This is a genomic window from Candidatus Jidaibacter acanthamoeba, from assembly GCF_000815465.1.
GTDB classification, from domain to species: Bacteria; Pseudomonadota; Alphaproteobacteria; order Rickettsiales; family Midichloriaceae; genus Jidaibacter; species Jidaibacter acanthamoebae.
Map to the genome: position 1 here is coordinate 1 of NZ_JSWE01000249.1, position 2,180 is coordinate 2,180.

The following is a 2,180-nucleotide window of genomic DNA, read 5'->3' on the forward strand; positions in this document are numbered from 1 at the left end:
AGGGTATTATAAATATTTATGTGAAAATGTGGCATAAGGCTGCGGCAAGCTATATATCAAGGCTACAGGAAGTATTTTTCATAATNTTATGAAAAAANATTCCCTAAAAAGTGAAAGTTTATTAAATTTAGGCACCCTATAAAATGGGCTTTCTAAGCTCATAATGTTTGAAACATTCCCGTTTATAATCTTTTTAGGGAANATTATGTATTTTTATATTTCCAGGGCTATTTGTATATATAAACTTTCTCTAAAATAAGATTTTATGATTTTTTATTATTATGGTTAAACACTTTATTATTAACTAGTTCGTGCTCNAATACTTTCTCTAAAAAAAGTATTAACCTTCGAAGTATAGCTAAACACAAATACTGCAACCTAGGCCGATATTTATATTTAATTCTTCCTAAATAAATTAATTTAGGGAATATTTAAAAGGTGTGAATTTGGTTATTTTTATCTGAAAAATACTTGCTTTCCCTAAAAAGATTATAAACGGGAATGTTATAAAAAATGTAAGCCTACAAGTAGCATTTTATATGCTCTTTATTTTTAAACAATCTCAACTTTTTTGGGAAAGTTTTTTTGGACAAATACCAAATCTGCCTNCTACAACTTAGATAAATAGCATACTACAGCCTTATGCCACATTTCCACATAAATATTTATAATACCCTTATTTATTTTATAAAAAGGCTTTTAAAAAATTGAAACTATATAAATTAATATGGAGAAACTGTCCTGCCCCCGTATAATAGCTCCAGAAATAGGTTAGCAAATAGATAGATATTGAGCTAATCTATAAGTAAATATAGATGGAGTAATTATATGACAATCAGATAAATCAACTTTAACTGTTTGTTTGGTTAAGTCTTAACTTCTACACAATTAGTAGGTTTACTTTCAACATACAAGGTTTACGCTTAGAACCCCTACTTTAAATTATTGCTCTCCTAACATTTTTGAGCAATATTACTGCAAAGTTGCTTAACTTCCTCTCTACTAATCCGGGATAAGATCACAACTATGTCACACCTCAATTACAGATGTAACACAACCCTTTCCTCTACTAGCTATTCATTAATTTAAATCAGCTCCCCAATACGCCCTCATTCCTCCATGTCTGATACAGAAAGAATAGCATGCGTTCTGATTTGGACAAGAGCGCCATATAACATCACTACTACATCTGCATGTGCCACTACCAGTAACTTCTGATATTTCATTCAAATTTAGCTCTTTCATAGCAACCTTCCTAAAATACGATTTATTAAATAATTATATTTTCCATCTATTATAATTTAAAATCCTAATAACTTATAACAAATAATAATTGAAAACATTAATATCATATGTACCAATAAAGCAATATTATAATTAATAAATTATATTTTTATTTATTAAATTTAATTGAACAATCGCTCTATACCTTAATCAGTATTAACAATTTATTTTTTAAAGTTATAGTTTTACTATCTCCTTTGGATTTGGTGATATAGACTATATAAAAAATAATTTTCTAATTTGCCTTGCCTGCAGCTCACCCTAATTTCTTGCATAAAGTATAGTAAAAAAACTATTGAATCGTTGGGTGTCGTCAACTTAACCTTTTAGTTAAGTAAGTATATAATATTAAAATAAAAATATATAGGTCTAGTAATGTATAAGGAGAGCATTCAAAAGCTGGGGGTGAGTACACGAAGATTGAATTTTAATGGAAAGTTTAGTAAATTTGCCTTAATTATAAGGAATGATAATAGCATAAAGATAAAAGGATTTTAGCTGCCTAATTTCAGAAAAATACTTAGTAAGTTAAAATGGCCCAAGAGATATACCAATTATATGTTAGGCTCAAGAAGATCAGCCCAAGAATTTGGAGAAGAATACTAGTAAGTAGTGATACTAGTATTGCAGACTTACATTATTATATACAAATAATTATGGGTTGGGAGGGAATACATTTACACCAATTTATAATACGAGGTAAATCTTATGGAATTTATTATGCAGGCGGAATGGGCTTTAGTGATGATCCCGAGGAAATATATTTAAAAGATTTTGAATTTCACCTAAATGAAAAGTTTATGTATCAATATGATTTTATAGCAAATTGGGAGCATGAAATTAGAGTTGAGAAACTGCTATCAGCTGAACCTAAGAAGCTATATCCAAGGTGTATT

At 28.6% G+C, this 2,180-nt stretch carries 1 protein-coding gene; it reads left to right on the forward strand.

The window, feature by feature from the left end; genetic code table 11:
- Positions 1-1,817 precede the first annotated feature (1,817 nt).
- Positions 1,818-2,180 (forward strand): plasmid pRiA4b ORF-3 family protein (locus NF27_RS10905; RefSeq protein WP_161791870.1); only part of this gene is annotated, 363 nt, incomplete at its 3' end.